Source organism: Streptomyces sp. CC53, assembly GCF_001865245.1.
GTDB lineage: Bacteria > Actinomycetota > Actinomycetes > Streptomycetales > Streptomycetaceae > Streptomyces.
The window spans coordinates 65,975-83,405 of sequence record NZ_MKXB01000169.1; the positions used below are offsets into that span (position 1 = coordinate 65,975).

Annotated in this window: 16 protein-coding genes; 3 read left to right on the top strand and 13 right to left on the bottom strand. The window is 73.3% G+C overall.

Annotation, left to right across the window (positions count from 1 at the left end):
* Positions 1 to 6: 6 nt before the first annotated feature.
* The 5 genes from BJP40_RS20590 to BJP40_RS20610 form a co-directional block, all read right to left on the bottom strand.
* Positions 7 to 1,674, bottom strand: coding sequence for a uroporphyrinogen-III synthase (locus BJP40_RS20590; protein ID WP_071281634.1), 1,668 nt, complete (start codon positions 1,672 to 1,674; stop codon positions 7 to 9).
* Entirely contained in the window at positions 1,671 to 2,654 is a 984-nt protein-coding gene (gene hemC, locus BJP40_RS20595) for a hydroxymethylbilane synthase (RefSeq protein WP_071281635.1), read from the bottom strand. Before hemC ends, BJP40_RS20590 begins: the two co-directional genes overlap by 4 nt.
* The gene (locus BJP40_RS20600) at positions 2,651 to 4,021 is read right to left on the bottom strand and encodes a glutamyl-tRNA reductase (protein ID WP_071265401.1); all 1,371 of its coding nucleotides are present in this window, start codon (positions 4,019 to 4,021) and stop codon (positions 2,651 to 2,653) included. Before BJP40_RS20600 ends, hemC begins: the two co-directional genes overlap by 4 nt.
* Positions 4,018 to 4,830 (bottom strand): redox-sensing transcriptional repressor Rex, encoded by an 813-nt coding sequence (locus BJP40_RS20605; protein WP_071281636.1) that lies wholly within the window; start codon positions 4,828 to 4,830, stop codon positions 4,018 to 4,020. Before BJP40_RS20605 ends, BJP40_RS20600 begins: the two co-directional genes overlap by 4 nt.
* A 340-nt stretch (positions 4,831 to 5,170) precedes the next feature.
* Positions 5,171 to 5,452, bottom strand: a complete 282-nt coding sequence (locus BJP40_RS20610; protein ID WP_071265397.1) for a glutaredoxin family protein — start codon at positions 5,450 to 5,452, stop codon at positions 5,171 to 5,173.
* Positions 5,453 to 5,508: 56 nt separating this feature from the next.
* Here BJP40_RS20610 and BJP40_RS20615 point away from each other — a divergent pair, with 56 nt between their 5' ends.
* The 3 genes from BJP40_RS20615 (at position 5,509) to BJP40_RS20625 (ending at position 9,981) form a co-directional block, all read left to right on the top strand.
* Positions 5,509 to 6,480, top strand: a complete 972-nt coding sequence (locus tag BJP40_RS20615; RefSeq protein WP_071281637.1) for an HAD family phosphatase — start codon at positions 5,509 to 5,511, stop codon at positions 6,478 to 6,480.
* Between the two features lie 1,141 nt (positions 6,481 to 7,621).
* A complete protein-coding gene (locus BJP40_RS20620; RefSeq protein ID WP_071270510.1) occupies positions 7,622 to 8,410 on the top strand; it encodes an ECF subfamily RNA polymerase sigma factor, BldN family in 789 nt (262 codons plus the stop codon).
* Positions 8,411 to 8,760: 350 nt separating this feature from the next.
* On the top strand, positions 8,761 to 9,981 hold the full coding sequence (locus BJP40_RS20625; RefSeq protein WP_071281638.1) for a DUF5667 domain-containing protein: 1,221 nt from the start codon (positions 8,761 to 8,763) through the stop codon (positions 9,979 to 9,981).
* 166 nt (positions 9,982 to 10,147) lie between these two features.
* Here the strand turns inward: BJP40_RS20625 and BJP40_RS20630 are convergent, their stop codons facing one another.
* The 8 genes from BJP40_RS20630 to BJP40_RS20660 form a co-directional block, all read right to left on the bottom strand.
* Positions 10,148 to 11,233: a lysophospholipid acyltransferase family protein gene (locus BJP40_RS20630; protein WP_071281639.1), complete on the bottom strand. Its 1,086-nt coding sequence runs from the start codon at positions 11,231 to 11,233 to the stop codon at positions 10,148 to 10,150.
* 2 nt (positions 11,234 to 11,235) lie between these two features.
* Positions 11,236 to 12,333: an NAD-dependent epimerase/dehydratase family protein gene (locus BJP40_RS20635; RefSeq protein WP_071269106.1), complete on the bottom strand. Its 1,098-nt coding sequence runs from the start codon at positions 12,331 to 12,333 to the stop codon at positions 11,236 to 11,238.
* A 165-nt stretch (positions 12,334 to 12,498) separates the two neighbouring features.
* Complete coding sequence (locus tag BJP40_RS32025) at positions 12,499 to 12,597, bottom strand: 30S ribosomal protein bS22 (protein WP_003948845.1); 99 nt, start codon at positions 12,595 to 12,597, stop codon at positions 12,499 to 12,501.
* 153 nt (positions 12,598 to 12,750) lie between these two features.
* Positions 12,751 to 12,963, bottom strand: coding sequence for a helix-turn-helix domain-containing protein (locus BJP40_RS20640; protein ID WP_071281640.1), 213 nt, complete (start codon positions 12,961 to 12,963; stop codon positions 12,751 to 12,753).
* A gap of 127 nt (positions 12,964 to 13,090) precedes the next feature.
* A complete protein-coding gene (locus BJP40_RS20645; protein WP_371258670.1) occupies positions 13,091 to 13,957 on the bottom strand; it encodes a phosphatase in 867 nt (288 codons plus the stop codon).
* A gap of 278 nt (positions 13,958 to 14,235) precedes the next feature.
* Positions 14,236 to 15,414, bottom strand: a complete 1,179-nt coding sequence (locus tag BJP40_RS20650) for an acetoin utilization protein AcuC (protein ID WP_071281647.1) — start codon at positions 15,412 to 15,414, stop codon at positions 14,236 to 14,238.
* Complete coding sequence (locus BJP40_RS20655) at positions 15,383 to 16,612, bottom strand: MFS transporter (RefSeq protein ID WP_071281641.1); 1,230 nt, start codon at positions 16,610 to 16,612, stop codon at positions 15,383 to 15,385. Before BJP40_RS20655 ends, BJP40_RS20650 begins: the two co-directional genes overlap by 32 nt.
* A 43-nt stretch (positions 16,613 to 16,655) precedes the next feature.
* Complete coding sequence (locus tag BJP40_RS20660) at positions 16,656 to 17,300, bottom strand: HAD family phosphatase (protein WP_071281642.1); 645 nt, start codon at positions 17,298 to 17,300, stop codon at positions 16,656 to 16,658.
* Between the last annotated feature and the right edge of the window lie 131 nt (positions 17,301 to 17,431).

A 17,431-nucleotide genomic window follows, 5' to 3' on the forward strand; every position in this document is an offset into this window, starting at 1 on the left:
GAACCGTTACGTCGTCGTCCGTCGCCGCCGGGCGCCCGGCCGGCGCTCCGACGGGCGGGTCACCGGGTCGCCGGCCTCCAGGGCCGCCTCGCGGCGCCGCGCGCCGAACTCCGCCAGCGCCTCCGCCAGCTTCGTCACCGACGGTTCCGGGGACAGGACGTCGACGCGCAGGCCGTGCTCCTCGGCCGTCTTGGCGGTGGCCGGGCCGATGCAGGCGATCACGGTCACGTTGTGCGGCTTGCCGGCGATGCCGACCAGGTTCCGCACCGTCGACGACGACGTGAACAGCACCGCGTCGAACCCACCGCCCTTGATCGCCTCGCGGGTCTCGGCCGGCGGCGGCGAGGCGCGCACGGTCCGGTAGGCGGTGACGTCGTCGACCTCCCAGCCCAGCTCGATCAGCCCGGCCACGAGGGTCTCCGTCGCGATGTCGGCACGCGGCAGGAAGACGCGGTCGATCGGGTCGAACACCGGGTCGTACGGCGGCCAGTCCTCCAGCAGCCCGGCCGCGGACTGCTCGCCGCTCGGCACGAGGTCCGGCTTCACACCGAAGTCCACGAGCGCCTTCGCGGTCTGCTCGCCCACCGCCGCGACCTTGATCCCGGCGAAGGCGCGGGCGTCGAGCCCGTACTCCTCGAACTTCTCGCGCACCGCCTTGACGGCGTTCACCGACGTGAAGGCGATCCACTCGTAGCGGCCCGTGACCAGGCCCTTGACCGCGCGCTCCATCTGCTGCGGGGTGCGCGGCGGCTCCACGGCGATGGTGGGCACCTCGTGCGGCACGGCGCCGTACGAGCGGAGCTGGTCGGACAGCGAGGCCGCCTGCTCCTTGGTGCGGGGCACCAGGACCTTCCAGCCGAAGAGCGGCTTGGACTCGAACCAGGCGAGCCGGTCCCGCTGGGCGGCGGCGCTGCGCTCGCCCACGACGGCTATGACGGGCTGGTGGCCCTCGGGCGAGGGCAGCACCTTCGCCTGCTTGAGCACCTGCGCGACGGAGCCGAGCGTGGCCGTCCAGGTCCGCTGCCGGGTCGTCGTCCCGGCGATGGTGACCGTCATCGGGGTGTCGGGCTTGCGGCCCGCCGCGACCAGCTCGCCGGCGGCGGCGGCCACCGCGTCCAGCGTCGTGGACACGACGACGGTGCCGTCGGAGGCGCCGACCTCCGCCCAGCAGCGCTCGCTCGCGGTGCGGGCGTCGAGGAAGCGGACGTCCGCGCCCTCGGCGTCCCGCAGCGGCACACCGGCGTAGGCGGCCACCCCGACGGCGGCGGCCACACCGGGCACGACCTCGAAGGGGATGCCCTCGGCGGCGCAGGCGAGCATCTCGGCGCCCGCGTTGCCGTCGAGCCCCGGGTCGCCGCTCAGCGCACGCACCACCCGCTTGCCGCTGCGCGCGGCCTCCATGACAAGATTGGCCGCATCCCTCAACACGGGGACCCCGGCGGTCATTGACGCATCGTCAACAACCGTCAGCTCGGGCGTGCTCACACCGGCCCGGGCATGGCCGCGTACGACGTCGAGCACCTCGGGCTCGGCGATCAGTACGTCCGCCCCGGCCAGCGCCTCCACGGCGCGCAGAGTCAGCAGCCCCGGATCACCGGGTCCGGCGCCGAGGAAGGTGACGTGCCCGCACGCGGAGAACGCCGAGTAGGCCTTGGATGCAGTGGTGGGGCTCAAAGTGCTCGCTCCCCCATAAGACCGGCCGCGCCCTTGGCGAGCATCTCGGCCGCGAGTTCGCGACCGAGGGCCACCGCGCCGTCGTGCGGCGTGGGTACGGGACCGGTGGTGGACAACTGCACCAGCGTGGAGCCGTCGGTGGTGCCGACGACGCCGCGCAGGCGCATCTCATGAACATCCTCGCCGCCGGGGAGGACCTCTGCCAGCGCGCCCACGGGCGCGGAGCAGCCTGCCTCCAGGGCGGCGAGCAGGGACCGCTCGGCGGTCACGGCGGCCCGCGTGTGCTCGTGGTCGAGCTGGGCGAGCGCGGCGGCGAGCGCGGCGTCGGCCGCCGGGCACTCGATCGCCAGTGCACCCTGCCCGGGAGCGGGCAGGACGGTGTCGGCCGGCAGGAAGTCGGTCGCCTCGTCGATCCGGCCGATGCGGTTCAGCCCGGCGGCGGCCAGCACGACGGCGTCGAGCTCCCCGCTGCGGACGTACCCGATGCGGGTGTCGACGTTCCCCCGGATGGCCACGGTCTCGATGCGCAGCCCGTGGTCACGCGCGTACGCGTTGAGCTGCGCCATGCGGCGCGGCGAGCCGGTGCCGACGCGTGCCCCGTCGGGCAGCCGGTCGAGGGTGAGCCCGTCGCGGGCGACGAGCACGTCCCGCGGGTCCTCGCGGAGCGGGACCGCGGCGAGGACGAGGTCGTCGGGCTGCGCGGTGGGCAGGTCCTTCAGGGAGTGCACCGCGAAGTCCACCTCCCCGGCGAGCAGGGCCTCGCGCAGGGCGGTGACGAAGACGCCGGTGCCGCCGATCTGCGCGAGGTGCTCGCGGGAGGTGTCGCCGTACGTGGTGATCTCCACCAGCTCCACGGGGCGCCCGGTCAGCCGCCGGACGGCCTCCGCGACGTGCCCGGACTGGGCCATGGCGAGCTTGCTGCGCCTGGTCCCCAGCCGCAGTGCCCGCTCGGTGCTGGTGCTCTGGGCCCTCTCGGTCATACGTGCCCTCGGTTCTTGAGGTTCTTGACGGCGGCGTCGGTCAGGTCGGCCCGGGAGACGGCGGCGACCGTCTCCGGGTCGAGGTCGAACAGGGTGCGCAGCGCGTCGGCGTACCCGGCGCCGCCGGGCTCGCTGGCGAGCTGCTTGACCCGCACGGTGGGCGCGTGCAGCAGTTTGTCGACGACACGGCGCACGGTCTGGGTGATCTCGGCGCGCTGCTTGTCGTCGAGGCCGGGCAGGCGGCCCTCCAGGCGGGCCATCTCGCCGGCGACGACGTCGGCGGCCATGGTCCGCAGCGCGACCACGGTCGGGGTGATGCGGGCGGCGCGCTGCGCGGCGCCGAACGCGGCGACCTCGTCGGAGACGATGCGGCGCACCCGGTCGACGTCGTGCGCCATGGGGGCGTCGGCGGACGCCTCGGCGAGGGACTCGATGTCGACGAGCCGTACGCCGTTCATGCGGTGCACGGCGGCGTCGATGTCCCGCGGCATGGCCAGGTCGAGCAGCGCCAGCGGGGTGGCCCGACCGGTCATGGCGGCTTCGACGGCCTGCCCGGTGAGGACGAGGCCGGTGGCGCCGGTGCAGGACACGGCGATGTCGGCGGCGGCCAGCTCGGCGGGGACGGCGCTCATCCCGACGGCCCGGGCGGTGAGCCCCGCGTGGCCGCTGCCCGGCTCGGTGAGGATGCCGGTCAGGCGCTCGGCCCGCTCGAAGGTGCGGTTGGCGACGACCACCTCGTCGACGCCGGCCCGGGCGAGGGTGGCGGCGGCCAGCGACGACATGGAGCCGGCGCCGATCACCAGGGCCCGCTTGCCCTTGGCCCACACGTCGACGGTGGTGCCGGTCGCGAGCTGTTCCAGCCCGAAGGTGACGAGGGACTGGCCGGCGCGGTCGATGCCGGTCTCGCTGTGGGCCCGCTTGCCGACCCGCAGGGACTGCTGGAAGAGGTCGTTCAGCAGCCGCCCCGCGGTGTGCAGCTCCTGGGCGCGGGCGAGCGCGTCCTTGATCTGCCCGAGGATCTGGCCCTCGCCGACGACCATCGAGTCCAGGCCGCAGGCCACCGAGAAGAGGTGGTGGACGGCCCGGTCCTCATAGTGCACGTACAGGTACGGGGTGAGCTCCTCCAGGCCGACGCCGCTGTGCTGGGCGAGGAGCGTGGACAGCTCGGCGACACCGGCGTGGAACTTGTCCACGTCGGCGTAGAGCTCGATGCGGTTGCACGTGGCCAGGACGGCGGCCTCGGCGGCCGGCTCGGCGGCGAGGGTGTCCTGGAGCAGCTTGTTCCGGGTGTCGGGGTCGAGGGAGGCCCGCTCCAGCACGCTGACGGGCGCGCTGCGGTGGCTGAGGCCGACGACGAGGAGGCTCATGCCGGCATCACGGCGGGCATGTCCCCGTCCGGTCCCTTGCGTCCGCCGGTCGCGCCGGGGCCGCCGGCGGTACGCGTCCCGTCGGCGGCCGCCCGCACGGCTGCGGGGACGGCGGCGGCGACGGCGTCGACCGCGTCGGCGCCCTCCTCGCCGGACTTCCGCTGCTCGTGGAAGGCGAGGATCTGGAGTTCGATGGAGAGGTCGACCTTCCGCACGTCGACGCCGTCGGGGACGGACAGCACGGTCGGCGCGAAGTTGAGGATCGAGGTGACCCCGGCGGCGACGAGGCGGTCGCAGACCTGCTGGGCGGCACCGGCGGGCGTGGCGATCACGCCGATGGACACACCGTTGTCCTCGACGATCTTCTCCAGGTCGTCGATGTACTGGACGGGGATGCCCGCGACCGGCTTGCCGACGAGGGACGCGTCTGCGTCGATCAGCGCGGCGACGCGGAAGCCGCGGGAGGCGAAGCCGCCGTAGTTGGCCAGGGCGGCGCCGAGGTTACCGATGCCGACCATGACGATCGGCCAGTCCTGGGTCAGCCCGAGCTCGCGGGAGATCTGGTAGACGAGGTACTCGACGTCGTAGCCGACCCCGCGGGTCCCGTACGAGCCGAGGTAGCTGAAGTCCTTCCGCAGCTTCGCCGAGTTGACTCCGGCCGCGGCGGCGAGCTCCTCGGACGAGACCGTGGGTACGGAGCGCTCCGACAGTGCGGTCAGCGCGCGCAGGTACAGCGGAAGCCGGGCGACGGTGGCCTCGGGGATGCCTCGGCTACGGGTCGCCGGTCGGTGAGTTCGGCCAGTTGCCACGGTGCTCCTGCGGGATGAGCGGGGCTGCGGGCGGCCCGTCCCGAGACCGCCCCGTCGACAGCAGGCTATGTCTTTGTGAACGCGTGCACAAAGATGATGTCCGCTTTGTCCGAGCAAAGTGACCGGGCTCACGCATACAGATCACGCCATCACGAAACCAAGGGGAGCCTCGGTGCGTTGGTCATCCGAAGGGGTCCTACCGGCAGGAATCTCCCGCCGCACCCCCCGGAACCAGCCATCCGCGCCGAGGCGCCGCGCGGGCACCGGCGGACTGCCCGTCGTCGAGGGTACGCCGCCCACCGCCCCGGGGCCCCGTGCCGACACCCGCTTCGCTCCGGGTTCAGGACGCGAGCGCGCGGCGCAGGCGCGCCGGGTCCACCTTCCAGAAGGTGTGCTGCTCGCCGTCCACCAGGACCACGGGGATCTGCTCCCAGTAGGCCCGGTGCAGTTCCTCGTCGCGGGTGATGTCCTTCTCCTCCCACACGGCGCCGGTCTCCGCGCAGACCTGCTCGACGACCGTGCGCGCCTCGTCGCACAGGTGGCACCCGGGCTTCCCGATGAGCGTGACCGTCCTGGGACCTGCCCCGCGGTCCGCCGCCTTCTTCTTCGTCCGTCCGAACATGGCCCCATTGTCGGCCGTGGCGGCGGTGGACCGAACACACTGGCTATGCTCGCGTCATGGCCGCACCGCGATGGCTCACACCGAGACGACGCTCCGCCACCGCGCGCAGCGTCCTGGCAGGCGAGGCCGCGGCTGAGGCGGCGCGCAAGACGTCTCAGCAGCTGGAGGCACTGGCGGAGGCGGAGGCCGGGGTGCGCGCGGCCGACGCCGGCACCCTGGGCAAGGAACCGGAGGCGGAGTTCCCGGTACCGGGCGACGTCCGCGCGGCCGCGTTCTTCGACCTGGACAACACGGTCATGCAGGGCGCCGCGATCTTCCACTTCGGCCGGGGCCTGTACAAACGGAAGTTCTTCCAGCGGCGGGAGCTGGCCCGGTTCGCCTGGCAGCAGACCTGGTTCCGGGTCGGCGGCGTCGAGGACCCCGAGCACATGCAGGACGCCCGGGAGAGCGCCCTGTCCATCGTGAAGGGCCACCGCGTCTCGGAGCTGATGACCATCGGCGAGGAGATCTACGACGAGTACATGGCCGAGCGGATCTGGCCCGGTACGCGTGCACTCGCCCAGGCCCACCTGGACGCCGGGCAGAAGGTGTGGCTGGTGACGGCCGCACCGGTGGAGACCGCCACGATCATCGCCCGCCGCCTGGGGCTGACCGGCGCCCTGGGCACCGTCGCCGAGTCGGTGGACGGCGTGTACACGGGGCGGCTGGTGGGCGAGCCCCTGCACGGCCCCGCGAAGGCGGAGGCGGTACGGGCCCTGGCGGCGGCGGAGGGCCTGGAGCTCGCACGGTGCGCGGCGTACAGCGACTCGCACAACGACATCCCGATGCTGTCGCTGGTCGGCCACCCGTACGCGATCAACCCCGACGCCAAGCTCCGCAAGCACGCGAGGCTGCACGACTGGCGGCTGCGCGACTACCGCACCGGCCGCAAGGCCGCGAAGGTCGGCATCCCGGCCGCAGCGGGCGTGGGCGCCCTGGCCGGCGGCACGGCGGCCGCCGTCGCCCTCCACCGCCGCACCCGCCGCTGACCCGGCGCCCTGCACGGGCCGGACCACCGGCCTGCCCCCCCTCCGCGTCTCTGCCGACCCGCCCCGGTACCCCTCTCCTCCTCACCTCACGCACCGCCTCCGCACCCCTTCTCTCCGCACCTCCACCGCCCCCGCACCACCGTCGCTCCCTCCACAGCCGGAGCGATCCCGCACCGCCTCCGCCTTCACGGGCCGTGCAGCGGCCCCGCACCGCCACCCGGCCGAGCCCCCTGGTCCGCCACGTCGCCCGCCGAGCCCCACACGTCCTGGCCCGACCGCACCGCCACTCCCAGGCACGCTCCCCTGTGCTCGCCGCGCCACCGGGCCCCGCCGCGAGCACACCCGCCGAGAGCCCGCGGGTCCGACGACACCACCGGCACGCATCCGCCGCCTCGCCCCGCACCGCCACCCGGCCGAGCCCCCTGGTCCGCCACGTCGCCCGCCGAGCCACACCCGGGCCCGACCGGGCCGCCGCCCTTGGTGCCCGCCCGTCCCGCGATCGGAGGCCGTCCTACGACCGGACGCCGACGGCCGCATCCGCCAGAGCCCCGTACGGTCGGCCGCACCATCCGTCCGCGCCGCGCTGCGTGCGCGGGCCGCCCCGGCTCCCGGCCGCTCGCTCCCGGGTCACCGAGCGCGTGCCGCTCAGACGGGCCGGCTCACGGCGCACGCCGGGGCACTGCGCCACACCCGCAACGCCGTACGCCGCTCGCGCTCCCGGGCGCACGCCGCTGCCTCCGCTCCCACTTTGCGCACCCCTCTTCGCGCCTGCGGCGCGACCATCCGTCCGGTGGGGGCGCATCGGAGGGCGCGAGGCCAATCACGGGTCTTACCCGCACCCGCCCGCCGCCAGTCCCGCGGGGCGCACTCGACCACAACACAGCGCGCGGGCAGGCATATACCGAAGTCATCTGATCAACAAACGGTCACTAAGTGCTACTTGATCAGTCACTTAGACGTAAGAGAAGCGACTGAATCGATGATTTGAGCAACTCGGCGTAGCACTCCCTGCACTAAGCGTTATTCTCCTCAGACGCATACGGAACCCTCCACGCGTCGTCACGTCCGAGTGACGTCGAATGACACGACGAGTGAACGGTCCCGCACTGCACGTGATGGAAGCTCTGCCTCTGGGAGTCCCGTGTACCCACACGTCGGGGTTGACGCCTCGGGCCTGGCTACGCTCCGCGCAACGGTCCTCGACCACCTGCGCGGCTTCGTCCCCACCGCGTACGCCGTCCCCGCCTTCGCCGTACCGGCACCAGCACCGGCCGGACCCTGCTACGCCCTGGCCGACGGCGGTGCCGCAGCCGTCGGCAGACGGACCGGCCGGGGGGGCGCGGGGACCTCGGCCACCGCCCGCCGTCCCACGGCCGACAGTGACAGCGCCCGCATGATGGAGCTCGTCGAGCGGGCCCAGGCCGGTGAGGCCGAGGCCTTCGGCCGGCTGTACGACCAGTACAGCGACACCGTCTACCGCTACATCTACTACCGCGTCGGCGGCAAGGCGACCGCCGAGGACCTCACCAGCGAGACGTTCCTGAGGGCCCTGCGCCGCATCTCGACCTTCACCTGGCAGGGGCGCGACTTCGGGGCTTGGCTGGTCACGATCGCGCGCAACCTGGTCGCCGACCACTTCAAGTCGAGCCGTTTCCGGCTGGAAGTGACCACCGGCGAGATGCTCGACGCCAACGAGGTGGAACGGAGCCCCGAGGACTCCGTCCTGGAGTCCCTCTCGAACGCCGCCCTGCTGGAGGCCGTGCGCAAGCTGAACCCGCAGCAGCAGGAGTGCGTCACGCTGCGCTTCCTGCAGGGACTGTCGGTCGCGGAGACCGCCCGCGTGATGGGCAAGAACGAGGGTGCGATCAAGACCCTCCAGTACCGGGCCGTCCGGACGCTCGCCCGGCTCCTCCCCGAGGACGCACGCTGACCGGGGCCGAGGCCCTGCCCGCCCGTACCGGGTGCGCCTCCCCGTCCGCACCCCTGTATCCGGCACCGATCCTCACCCCCGCACCCCGTCCGGCCCCGCCGGTGATCTCTTCTGACCCTTTCTTGTCGGTCACGCCGACAACTCACTTTCGGTAACGCCCCCATGACGCGCTGGTCCGATCATCTTTCGTGCGTAACCCAAGTGCCGCGACTCTCGTTGTGCGGGATGCAGGCTCCCTGTGGTCACGCCATGTCCGCAGCCACTCATCCCATCGGGTGGGTGCGTTCACGGCACGCAACCTTCCGGACCCCCAGGGGAGTCGACCGTCATGACGAGAGGAGGTGCCGCCAGTGATCGCGAACGTATCGGCGCACCGGCGGGCGAACGCCTTCGCCCAGGCCCTGGAAGAACAGGCGGCCCAGCAGCCCGAGGCGTCGGCCGAACCCACCGAGCAGGGTCGGTTGTTGGCCCTGGCCAACGGCCTCGGCGAGTTGCCGAAGCCCGCGTTGGACCCGGAAGTGAAAGTGGTGCAGCGAGCACAGCTCGTCGCCGCCATGGAAGCGATGCTCCAAGAAGGCACGGCCACGGGCGGTGCGCCCGCGGACCCTACGGTGCCGGAGCAGCGGACGGCGGGCTCCCGGGGCTCCCACCGGGCCACCGCGCTCCGGAGGTTGCGGCCCCGCAGCCGCTGGTCGAAGGGGCTCGCCGCCGGCGGGCTCACCGTGGGAGTCGCCGCGGGGGCCTTCAGCGGAGTGGCCGCTGCCAGTTCCGACGCCCTCCCAGGTGACTCGCTGTACGGCCTGAAGCGCGGGATGGAGGACCTCAGCCTGGGGATGGCGGACAGTGACGCCGACCGCGGCGAGGTGCACCTGGACCACGCCTCGACCCGGCTCAGCGAGGCCCGCCGCCTGATGGAGCGCGGACGCCTCGGCGATCTGGACCACGAGTCCCTGAACGAGATCCGCCGCACCCTGAGCGGCATGCACCACGACGTGGCGGAGGCCCACCGGCTGCTCCGCCGGGCGTACGAACGCGACGGCGGCATCGGCCCGATGGCGAAGCTCGACTCCTTCGCCCGCGCCCACCGCGGCACCTGGGACGGGCTGCGCGGCCAGCTGCCACCGCAGCTCCAGGACGTGGGCCGTCAGGTGACCTCCGTCTTCAACGCCATAGACGAAGAGGTCGGCCCGCTCCAGTCGAAGCTGCCCGGAGGCACCCAGGAGAAGAACCGCGACGGCGCCGCCCACCCGAGCCCCGGCGCCGACACACCCGGCGGCACGGCCCCGTCCGGCGCGGCACCGTCGAGCCCGGCGTCACGGTCCTCCGGCACCGGCGACGGCCCGAGCGGCTCCGCCGAGCCCAGCAGGAGCGGCGCCGCCCAGCAGGACGACGGCGGACTGCTCGGCGGCGGCACCGGCGGCCTCCTGGACCCGGACGAGCCGACGGCCACGCCGTCGTCGCCCGAGGGAAGCGCACCCGCTCCCCTGCCGCCGGCCCCGGACGTCACCCTCCCACCGCTCCTCCCCGGCCTCCTGCCGGGCCTGAGCATCGACGAGGAGGACGCGGGCTGACCCCCGCAGCCGTGGGTGCCGCTCCGGGAGCGGCACCCACGGTCGTCCTCCCACAGGACGTGCCGCCGACCAGCCGGAGCACCCGTCCGGTCCGCGAACAGCACCACGGCCCCGCCCACTCCCGGGCGGGGCCCTACGCACCTGCGGCCCCGGCACGGGACGTGCTTCAGAAGAAGACCGACCTGCGCCGCACCAGCAGCTTGTACAGGGTGTGCTGGATCTCCTCACGGACCTGATCCGTCAGGTTGAACATCAGCATCGGGTCCTCCGCGGCCTCCGGCGCGTACCCGTCCGTCGGGATCGGCTCACCGAACTGGATCGTCCACTTCGTCGGCAGCGGCAGCGCACCGAGCGGCCCCAGCCACGGGAACGTCGGCGTGAGGGGGAAGTACGGGAAGCCCAGCAGCCGTGCGACGGTCTTCGCGTTCCCGACCATCGGGTATATCTCCTCGGCGCCCACGATGGAGCACGGCACGATCGGTACGCCCGCGCGCAGTGCCGTCGAGACGAAACCGCCGCGGCCGAACCGCTGGAGCTTGTACCGCTCGCTGAACGGCTTCCCGATGCCCTTGAAGCCCTCCGGCATCACCCCGACGACCTCTCCGCGCCGCAGCAGCCGCTCCGCGTCCTCCGTGCACGCGAGGGTGTGGCCGGCCTTGCGGGCCAGCTCGCTGACGACGGGCAGCACGAACACCAAGTCCGCCGCGAGCAGCCGCAGGTGGCGTCCGGCGGGGTGCCGGTCGTGCACGGCGACCTGCATCATCAGACCGTCCAACGGCAGCGTCCCCGAGTGGTTCGCGACCACCAGGGCACCGCCCTCCGACGGGATGTTCTCGATACCGCGCACCTCCACGCGGAAGTACTTCTCGTACAGCGGCCGCAGCAGCGACATCAGGACCTGGTCGGTGAGCTCCTCGTCGTAGCCGAACTCGTCGACCTCGTACTCACCCGTGATCCGTCGCCGCAGGAAGGCGAGACCACCGGCGAGGCGCTGCTCCCAGCGCCCCGCGTCAGCCCCCGGGCCCACCCCGTTCCCGCCGTCACCGGCCTGCTCCGACGGCCCCTCTGCTGCGTCCCCGCCCTGCGCGGGCAGGGGCGTGAGCCGCCGTGCGGCCGCGTCCTGCGGTGGGCGCGGCCCGCCGCCGGTGCGGCCGCCGGCGCCCCTGCCGCCTCCCCCGGTACGGGGAGGGCGGGAGGAGCCGCCGCCCCTGGCCCGGTCGTCGTCGAACGGAATCACCTTGGCGTCCGCCATCGTCAGCCCGCACTCCTTGCCGTCCCGCGCTGCCGCGCGCGTACCGTCCGTTCGGCCACCGCGGCCGCCACCCCGTCGCCCAGCCGGGCCGCCAGTCCGTCGACCGCCGCCGCCAGGGACTCCGGCGGGAGCAGCCCCGGCCCCCGGTGCCGGGCGAAGTCTGCGAGGGTCTCCGCCGTGGTGTGGCGGGGCCGGAAGCCGAGGGTTTCCCTCATCTGCACGGTGCTGACGACCCGGCCGTGCGTCAGCAGCCTGATCTGCTCCGGCGAGAAGTCGCTCATCCCGACCCTGCGCAGCGCCGCCCCCGCCCACGTCACGGCCGGCATCAGCAGCGGCAGCGTGGGCCGCCCCAACCGGCGGGCACACTGGGACAGGGTCAGCACCCCGTCACCGGCCACGTTGAAGGTGCCGCTGTTCAGGGTCCCCCGACGCGGCTCCGACGAGGCGATCCGCAGCACGTCCAGGACATCGTCCTCGTGGACGAACTGCAGCCGCGGATCGTGCCCGAGGACCGTCGGCAGGACCGGCAGGGAGAAGTACTCGGCGAGCGGGGAATCCGCCTCCGGCCCGAGGATGTTGGCGAAGCGCAGCACGCACACGGCGACATCGGGGCGGCGCCGCGCGAAGGCGCGGACATAGCCCTCCACCTCGCTGACGTCCTTCGCGAAGCCGCCTGCGGGCAGCGACTTGGGCGGCGTCGTCTCGGTGAAGACGGCCGGGTCGCGCGGCGCGGAGCCGTACACGCTCGTACTGGAGCGGACGACGACCCGGCGGACCGTGGGGCACTTCTGGCAGCCGCCGAGCAGCTGCATGGTGCCGATGACGTTGGTCTCCTTCACGGCGGCCCGGCCGCCGCCGCCGAGCGGGCGCGCAGCGACGTCCATGTGGACCACCGTGTCCACGGCGTGCTCGGCCAGCACCCGCGCGATGGCGGGCTGCCGGATGTCCGCGCACACGAACCGGGCGCCGCCCAACGCATGCTCGGGCGCGACCGCGTCGACCGCCACCACCCGGTCCACGCCCGGGTCCCGCATGGCCCGCCGCACGAAACGTCCGACGAGCGGCCTGGCCACCCCGGTGACGAGCACGACCTTCCCCACGCTCAGCGCCTCCCGTGCGACGTGTGACGGGTGCCACGGTAGCGGCTCGGTGGCGCGAGGCCACGGCACACCCCGCGACGGGGAAGCGGCGTGGCCGGAACAACACCGCGGCCCTCCCACCGGTTCGGGTGGGAGGGCCGCGGATGGCGCATGTACAGCCGCCGCTTACTTCTTGTTGCGACGCTGGACGCGGGTGCGCTTCAGAAGCTTGCGGTGCTTCTTCTTCGCCATCCGCTTGCGCCGCTTCTTGATAACAGAGCCCACGACTACCCTCGCTCACTTCTCGGATCATCCCCGCGTTGGCGGGAATCTTGGTGCGGGGCGTCTGGGCCCACACGACCTACGTCGGCCTAGCCTACCCGCACCGCGGCCGAGTCCGTAATCGAGGGTGGTACTGCGCCCGGGGCTCCGGTCGTCCTACACGCTCTCCGCTCCCACGAAGGAGTCGCGGAGATACGAGTGAACCGCCTTCTCCGGCACCCGGAAGGACCTCCCCACCCGGATCGCCGGCAGATGACCGCTGTGCACCAGCCGGTACACGGTCATCTTCGACACGCGCATCACCGAGGCAACTTCTGCCACGGTCAGGAACTTGACCTCGTTGAGAGGCGTCTCGCCAGCAGCAACCATGACCCACCTGTACCTTCCGCACATGACGCCACCGGCTTCCCCTCCGGTGACTCTTCGTCGCTGTGCGCTCACTGCCCAGGTTAGGGGCGGTTGATACGGGTGGGGAAGAGGAGCAGCGATCCGCCGCCTACTGTGACAGACACGCCCGATTGAGTACATAGCGAGTCAGCGGCAGGTAGTCGTCGGAGCGCACGCCGTCATCGAGCGGCACGGCCACCGACACCCTTCCCTCCGCTTCCGCGACGAACACCGCGGGATCGTCCGTGTCGGCCGGCCCGATGGCCTCAATGCCCAGCTGACCTGCCCCGCAGACCCAGCCGTGGTCCCCCACCACCAGTTCCGGAAGGGGCCCGCCGGCCACCGCGGCGACCTCCAGGGCGACTCTGACGGGCAGTGGTGAATGGGTGTGCGCGCCCGGCTCACAACCGGCGCCTTCCACCTGCGGTTTCCGCATGAACGCGACTCCCCGTACGTAGGCGAGGTTGTACGTGCGTAGACCAAACCGGGTCGTTATGTCGACACATCTCCCCTGCGCCGGTGTGAGGACAGGGCATCCCGCCGCCGACATCGCGTCTGCCAGGACGCCGTAGAAGCCCAGTAACCGGTGGGGATGGCCGGTTCCGAACAGCACCGGGGCCCGCCGCGCCGCCACTGAGCCGAGCCGCTCGGCGAACGCGTCGAGCGCCCGCAGCGTCCGGTCAGGGTCGATCGCGTCGCCACCCGACCGGTGCTCCGGGTCCCCGGACACCCCGCACCGCCCCGCCATCAGCCGGAGCACGTCCCGCTCGCTCCAGGCCCGGTCGGGCTCGACCCCCAGCGTGAACCTCGGGTCGCGCGCCGCGAACAACCGGTAGCTCGTCAGGTTCTTCTCCCTGGGCGTCGCCACCGGCCCGGCCAGCCGCGCCGCCACCAGGTGCTGCCGCAGCGCCCCCGCCGTCGGTCCACCGGCCGACCGGCCGACCGACGGGACCCCCGCCGCATGCGGCGGCCGCACCCCGCCCGAGCCCGCCGACCCGGCCCGCACGCCGCCCGCCCCGGACCCGTCGACGGCGGGCGCACCCGCCGAGGCCCCACTCACCGGCCGCGCACCCGGCACGACCCCGGCCGACGGCGGCACGGCGCCCTCCCCGGCCGCCGGAACCGACGCTCCCGTACTCCGCATCCCGCGATGCTGCCGCACCCGCCAAGGTCGACACGCCGCTTCCGCCGGGGAATCGCACAGTTGGCGTAATCCCGAGCCCGCACGGCACCGGACCGCCCCGCCGGAGACGGCTACGCGAGCAGACCCCGCAGCGGGAACACCGCCCGACGCGTGGCCAGGACCGCCTGGTCGAGCCGGTCCACCGGGTCGTAGCCGTCCTCCCAGGAACGCCACGTCACCGGCCACCGCCCGTCCGTCATCCGCCACGGGGCGGGCTGCCGGGTCCGCGCGTACACCTCGCTGCGCCAGTCCTCCGGCACGTCCGCCGCGGGCGCCACGTCCGCCCCGGCCACGATCCCCACCAGGTGCGTCCAGGACCGCGGCACCACGTCCACGACCGCGTACCCGCCGCCGCCGAGCGCCACCCAGCGCCCGCCCTCGACGTACTCCTCGGCCAGGGCACGGCACGCCAGTTGGACGGCACGCTGCGCGTCGAGCGACACCGCCAGGTGCGCCAGCGGGTCCTCGAAGTGGGTGTCCGCCCCGTGCTGCGTCACCAGCACCTGCGGCCGGAACTCCGCCAGCAGCTCCGGCACGACCGCGTGGAAGGCCCGCAGCCAGCCCGCGTCCCCGGTGCCCGCCGGCAGCGCCAGGTTCACCGCGCCGCCCTCGGCGGGGCCGTCCCCGCCGGTCTCCTCGGGCCAGCCGGTGCCGGGGAACAGCGTCCGCGGGTGCTCGTGCAGCGACACGGTCAGCACCCGTGGGTCGTCCCAGAACGCGGCCTGCACACCGTCCCCGTGGTGGACGTCCACGTCCAGGTACGCGACCCGCTCGGCGCCCAGCTCCAGCAGCCGCGCGATGGCGAGCGACGCGTCGTTGTAGACGCAGAAACCGGCGGCCGCGCCCGGCATGGCGTGGTGGAGCCCGCCGGAGAAGTTCACGGCGCGGCGCGCCTCACCGCGCCACACGGCCTCCGCGGCGCCCACCGACAGTCCCGCGATCAGCGCGGACACCTCGTGCATCCCGGCGAAGGCGGGGACGTCCAGGGTCCCGAGCCCGTACGACGCGTCGGCCCGCGACGGATCGGCGGACGCCGCCCGCACGGCGTCCACGTAGTCCTGGCGGTGCACCAGCCGCAGCGTGGAGTCACCGGCCGGCTTGGCCGCGACCACGTCGACCGCACGGTCCAGTTCGAAGGCCCGCACCAACCCCCTCGTCAGCGCGAGCCGCACCGGGTCCATCGGGTGGCTCGGCCCGAAGTCGTACCCGGTGACTGCGTCATCCCACATCAACAGTGCGCGACCGCTCATGCCCGCCACCGTATCGGTCGCCCCTCCCGCCGAAGGACGGGGCATGGTGCAACGCCGACAGCACCAGCACGAGCGGCACCAGCATCGCCCCTCGCAGGTGCCACAGCTCCCCGAGGGCACCGACGAGCGGCGCCCCCGCCAGGAACCCGACGTACGTGAAGACGTTGAGCCGTGCCACGGCCGCGTCGGCCGCGGCCCCCGGGGCCAGCCGCCCGGCCGCCGCGAACACCTGCGGCACGATCACGCTGAGCCCGAGCCCCAGCACACCGAACCCGGCCAGGCCCGTCCACGGCCCGGGAGCCGCGGCGACCACCGCGAACCCGCAGCCCGCCAGCACCGTGCCGCCCCGGACCACCGCCACCGGCCCGAACCTGCCGACAGCGGCGTCCCCGACGCCGCGCCCCAGCAGCGTCATCAGCGTGTACACGCCGTACGGCACGGTCGCCAGGGCGTCCGAACCACCCAGCACGTCCCGCACGTACGTGGCGCTCCAGTGGGAGACGGTGGAGTCGCCGAGGTACGCGCACGCCATCACGAGGCACAGCGGCAGCAGCACCCGCAGGCCGGCGCCACCGGCGGCCCGCCCGGGACCGGCCTCGGCCTCCGCCCCTCCCGGGGGTACGGCGGGCCCCGGCCCCCTCCTCTCCGCGTACCACCGGCCGGCCGCGAACGCCGTGGGCAGCAGCACGACCGCCACCGCCCCGTACAGCACTCCGAGCGGCAGCCCCCGGTGGGCGCCGCCCCAGGCCAGCAGCGCCCCGACGATGCCACCGAGGCTGTACGCGGCGTGGAAACCGAGCATGATGCTGCGCCCGCAGGCCCGTTGCAGCCCCACCCCCCGCATGTTCATGGACGCGTCCAGCGCGCCTGCGGCCAGCCCGAACGCACCGAGTGCGAACGCCAGCTGCCAGGTCTGCCGTCCCGCTCCCACCGCGATCAGCGCCAGCAGCACCACGGGCTGTGCGCAGCGCAGCAGCACCCCGGCGGGGACGCGAGCGGCGAGGGCTCCGGCGGCGAGACTTCCGGCACCGGCTAGCACCGGCACTCCCGCAAGGAACGCGGGCAGCAACGCGTCGGATACGCCGTAGCGACGCTGGACCGCGGGGATGCGGGTGACCAGGAGGGCGAACGCGACACCCTGTGTGAGGAACGCGAACGCCAGTGCGCGTCGAGCCGGCCGCAGCCGCGGATCCGTCATGGCCGCACAGGCTACGTCCGCGCCCCGTACCGGGACAGGTCTGTCACCGCAGAAGTGCGAGGAGCCGGCTCATGTCGTCGAAGTATCCCTGGGCGCCGGGCAGTCGGGCCGGTTCCGTCATCGCGGTGAACCCGTACACGTCCATCCCCGCGGCCCGTGCGGCCTCCACGCCGAGGGGGCTGTCCTCGATGACGACGCAGCGCTGCGGCGGCACGCCCATCCGCTCGGCGGCGTGCAGGAAGAGGTCGGGGGCCGGCTTGCCGCGGCCGACGTCCTGCGCGCTGAAGACCACGTCGGGCGTGAACCAACGGTCCAGCCCGGTCGCGCGGTGACCGGTCCGTATCCGCTCGTGGCTGCCGGAGGAGGCCACGCAGTACCGCACCTCCGCGTCGACGAGTTCGCGGAGCAGGTCCGTCACTCCGGCGACGGGTGCAAGCTCCCGCTCGAAGGCGGCGAAGACGCGGGCGTGGAAGGTGGTGTCGAAGTCGGCGGGAAGCGTGCGGCCGGTGCGGGCGTGGACGGTGTCGTGGATGCGGTGCATGGCCCCGCCCATGTAGTCCCGGATGGAGTCCTGGTAGGTGGTGGGGTGGCCGAGCTCGGTCAGGTACGCGGCGAGGATCGTGTTGGAGATCGGCTCGCTGTCGACGAGGACGCCGTCGTTGTCGAAGATGACCAGTTCGTAGCGCATGGCATCACCCTAGAACGCAGAAATGCCTCGACCCCGGAAACCTATACGGTTTCCGGGGTCGAGGCTAAAGATTGTTCGGCGGCGTCCTACTCTCCCACAGGGTCCCCCCTGCAGTACCATCGGCGCTGAAA